At 56.2% G+C, this 3,078-nt stretch carries 2 protein-coding genes; both read left to right on the forward strand.

What is annotated here, in order from left to right:
• Positions 1 to 1,317, forward strand: a 1,317-nt coding sequence (locus tag WBB95_RS15480; RefSeq protein WP_424488383.1) for a TolC family protein, incomplete at its 5' end; no start/stop codon positions are given.
• Between the two features lie 839 nt (positions 1,318 to 2,156).
• Positions 2,157 to 3,078 (forward strand): efflux RND transporter periplasmic adaptor subunit (locus tag WBB95_RS15485; RefSeq protein ID WP_424488384.1); only part of this gene is annotated, 922 nt, incomplete at its 3' end.

The raw sequence follows: 3,078 nt of genomic DNA on the forward strand, positions 1-3,078 counted from the left end.
AGTTACCGCACACCGGATGCTGGACAATCCGTTGTATCTGCGGCCGCTTTTCGGCAAGACCTTGGCAATTCGGAGCCGCCCGTCGCTGGAACACAGTCGAACACGGTCGAGCGGTTGCCAGCACTTCCAACGGCCGAGCTTGTAAAGTCAAACCTGACATTGGCGGACCTTGAAAGCATGGCGATGCAAAACAATCCCGCGCTTCACGAGGCCGCGGCCCTGGTGGAAGCAGCCCAGGGGAACCGGGTGCAAGTTGGCCTGCCGCCGAATCCGGTTATCGGATACTCAGGTCAGCAACTTAGCAGCCACGGCCAGGCGGAGCAGCAAGGTATTTTCCTTGGTCAGAAATTCGTTACGGGCAAGAAGCTACGTTTGAATCGTCAAGTTGCTGATTGGGAGCTCCAGCGAGTTGAGCGAGAACTCGAAGCAGTTCGATTGCGTGTGCTCACGGACGTGCGGATCGGCTACTACGATGTGCTGATCGCTCAGCGCCGACGTGAATTGGCCGCCGACCTGGTGCGCATTAGCGAACAAGGAACGAAAGCGGCTCAATTGCTGTTCGAGGGCGAAGAGGTCAGTGAAGCGGATCCACTACGGGCCCGTGTCGAAGCCGAAATGGCCCAAATTCTGCTTCAGACGTCCACCAATCAGCATGTCGAAGCCTGGCGGCGGCTGATCGCGGTTTTGGGCATGCCGGAACTTGCCCATCAGCGGCTGAAAGGTGAGCTGAAACCGGACGGGATCGCTCTGTCGTGGCAGGAAACACTGCATCAAGTACTAAGCGAAAGCCCCGAAATAGCAGCGGCTATTGCCGACGTAGAAGCCACCCAGTGGGCTGTGGAACGGGCGTATGCCGCAGTCAAGCCGGACGTTGACGTCCAGGCAGTTTTCCAAGACGATCGCGGGACCGGCAGCAGCAACGGTAATCTTCAGGTCACTCTGCCGATCCCGATCATCAACCGCAACCAAGGTCGAATCCAGCAGGCCGAAGCGCAAGCTGCGGCGGCCGAGCGTGCCGTGGACCGCTTAGCGCTTGACCTGCAGACCCGTTTGGCGGCGGCTTTCCAACGCTATGAAAGCGCTCGCAATCAAGTCGAAAAGTATTCGCGAACCGGTGGAATTCTTGAGAATGCTGATCGCACGCTCGAATTAATCCGGACCGGTTACCAGGCCGAGGAATTCGGAGTGATCGAGTTGCTGGCCGCCCAGCGAACGTACTTCCAGACCAACCTGGCCTACCTCGAATCACTGCGCGAACTGTGGGTGTCCGCCATGGAAATCCGAGGGCTTATGCTGACAGGTAGCTTAGGAAAATAGGGACATTGCACGAGGCATCGCGATGTCTGGTTGCTTGTCATGATTAGATAATAACGTAGAATAGGTAAATTGCGTGGCGTTCGGTAAACATCGGACAACCCTTTGATCTTGTAGCGATGACCGGACTCGCCTAAACATGGATAGATGGATTTTTGGTTCCCAGGATGGTTTCCTCAGCTTATGCGCCATTTGTTTACTACGTTCTTGACGGTAATCGTGCTGGTGCATTCGACCTTCGGTTGCTGCATCCACCACGCGCACGCTTGCGAAGCGCGATCTGGTAAATGGCATCAGCCTAGTTCGGGCACTTGCGATCATGACGATCACGGTCAAGAGAGCCATCAACAATCTCTCGCCTTGAACTCCTGCGGCTGCGACGAGCAGCATCAGCACGACGGACCGTTGTCTTGTGATGACGACAAGTGCATCTTTACACGCACCGAATCGTCACCAAATGCGGATACGCTAAGCAGCCAAAATTCAATGCACCTTTTTTCTGCGATGGCGCCTTCTCTAACCTCCGCCGTCGAACTTGCTACCGCTAGCCATCCACCTGCGCCAGACGCAGCCTTTACCGGTCTGCGCCTACATCTTGCGCTCGAAGTCTTGGTGATTTGATTCTCCTGACGCACGCCTGTCCGCATGTGTAGTTGCGCGCTTGCCGCGCACCGCATCGATTGAAGTCGTGCGCATCTCTCAGAAGTTAAAAGCCAAAAGCCGTGATGCCAGCTCTTGGGTTCTCAGGTCACGACAACGGTTTTGGCATTCGGCTTTTGTACTGTACTGCGGCCGCATCGGTACTCGATTCGACGGGAGAATACTCAATGGATACGCGAACGATGAAATTCAAATTGTCTGCCCTCAGCTCAACCGTTCTGAAATGGTCGGTGGCTATTGTAATTGTTACCGCGGTTGCGGTCCTGGGCACCATATTCCACAAGCAGTGGCTGCCGATGGCCAACGCGCTGCTGGCGTCCGCGAGTCCATCCGTCGAGCAGCCCGAATCGCACAATGACGCGCATGCCGGCCACGATGGCCATTCCGACAACGGACACGAGGGCCACAACGAAGCCACATCGCTGGAACTCAGCGATAAGGCGCTGCGAAACGTCGGATTTCGGCCGTACGTCGTCAAGTTGCAGCCATTCATCAAGACGACTGCCGTGCCAGCCATGGTGGTCGAGCGTCCTGGACGATCTCAGCTGGATGTTACAGCACCCATGACAGGGATTGTAATGAAGGTCTACGCCATCGAAGGTGAAGCAGTTGAGTCGGGACAGCCGCTGTTTGACCTCCGGTTGACGCATGAGGATTTGGTCACCGCACAGCGGGATTTTCTGCGCTCTGCCCAGGAATTGGATGTTGTCGAACGAGAGTTAAAGCGGTTGAATTTGATCAGCGGCGGTGTCATTCCCGGAAAGCGAATTCTGGAGCGCGAGTACGAACAGCAGAAGATCGAGGCAGCTCTCCTTGCGCAACGCGAAGGGCTGCTGTTGCATGGCCTGTCGCAACCGCAGATCAACGACATCCTTGCGAATCGGAGTCTGCTTAAGGCGCTGACGGTCGTTGCCCCACAGGCGAAAGGGGATTGCACCACGTCGGAAGTGCAACACTTGTTCACCGTTCAGACGCTGAACGTAAAACCGGGCCAGCAGGTGTCCGCGGGCGAAAGCCTGAGCATCCTTGGAGACCATTGCCGCTTGTACATCGAGGGCAAGGCCTTCGAGGAAGACGCCGAGAAGTTGAATCAGGTGGCGAAAG

Source organism: Pseudomonas sp. (assembly GCF_049645325.1).
Lineage (GTDB): Bacteria > Pseudomonadota > Gammaproteobacteria > Pseudomonadales > Pseudomonadaceae > Aquipseudomonas.